Annotated in this window: 1 protein-coding gene; it reads right to left on the bottom strand. The window is 40.2% G+C overall.

The features are described from left to right. On the bottom strand, positions 1–1318 hold a 1318-nt coding region (locus tag LD39_RS01905), incomplete at its 3' end, for a polyamine aminopropyltransferase (RefSeq protein WP_035542309.1). Positions 1319–1519 lie beyond the last annotated feature (201 nt).

Consider the following 1519-nt stretch of genomic DNA (forward strand, 5'->3'; position numbering starts at 1 on the left):
CGAAGCTTGGAATATCTACATGGAAATTTTCTGTGTACATCCCTGTAGAAGCAACCGTTTCATCGATTGTCCAATATACGTCGGTAGCAAATACTGGGCTGGTAGCTTGAATCATCACTGCTCCTTCTGGAGATAAATGATTCCTAACCAAAGAGTAGAATTCCTTTGTATAAAGCTTGTTTAAACTTTCATTATTGGGATCAGGCAGGTCCACCAGGATGACATCATACATGTCTTTCGACTGCTCTAAAAATTCGAACGCATCTTTATTGAGAACGTGAACCCGTTCATCACTCAAAGACCCATGGTTCAGTTGCAGTAGATGATAGTTCGTTTTTGCAAGCTTTGTAATCGCAGGGTCTAGATCTACTAACGTAATAGTTTTGAGCTGTTCATATTTCAACAACTCTTTCACGGCAATTCCGTCCCCTCCCCCTAACACGAGGACATTTCGGGGAGAATCTGCTAAAGAGACAGGAGGATGGACCAAAGTTTCATGATAACGATATTCATCAGATGAACTGAATTGAAGCGAGCCGTTTAAAAATAAACGTGTATCCCCCTGTTCCTTTGTTAAGACAATCTTTTGATACGCACTTTCTTCCATGTGGATAATGGGGTCTTTATAGAGCTTCTGTTCAAATGAAAAAGCCAATTCTTCACCAAAAAACAGTCCGGCTATCAGCAATGCTCCTATAATTAGAGCTGCAGACATATGCAAAGAAAATTTCTGTATTTCCGCGCGAAAAAGATAGAGGACAACAACAGCAACTAGCAAATTAATACAAGCTACAAAAAAAGCGCTTTTCACCATTCCCATTTGTGGACGCAAATAAAAGGCGAATAACAAGCCACCGATAAGTCCTCCGGCATAATCTGAAAACAGTACTCTTGCTGTACTTCTGTTCAGTTCTTCTCCTATTTCGTTGGCTTTACGAATTAAAATCGGTAATTCAAGACCTGTTAAGGCACCAATCGTAAATGTGATTAAGTATAAGAAAAGAGCATCCGTTCCATCAGGGGCAAAGGCTGTCATTCCGAACATGGTAAAGCTGGAGAATCCACCAAGCAGGGCAACCATCAGTTCAATCCAAACAAATGTAATGATCAGGTTTTTCATTATACGTTCGCTGATACTTGCTCCAATCCCCATTCCTGTCAAGAATAAACTGATCGTCAATGTGTACTGTTTTACGCCATCTCCTAATATGTAAGAGCCGAGTGCTCCGAATAACACTTCAAAGATGATCCCGCATATGGAAACTATACCTGATGCCCAATAAATAAAATGAGTTTTCTTTACGTTGTGTGCTTCCAAAATGTTCACTCCACTTTAATAAAATCTTTCTATGGCTCTGCCAATCTTATATTTTTTGAATTTGTTTTAGCTTTTTCTATAATAATTGTTCCACAAACGTGCAGGATAGTGGAAGACTCAATTCCGAGATGTTTTGGGGTTCGTTTGCCATATTGGAAGGCAGCGGTGATTGGGAAGCTACTCGCTTTCCTGTGGGGGAGC

The organism is Halobacillus sp. BBL2006 (assembly GCF_000786645.1).
Taxonomy (GTDB): Bacteria; Bacillota; Bacilli; order Bacillales; family Halobacillaceae; genus Halobacillus.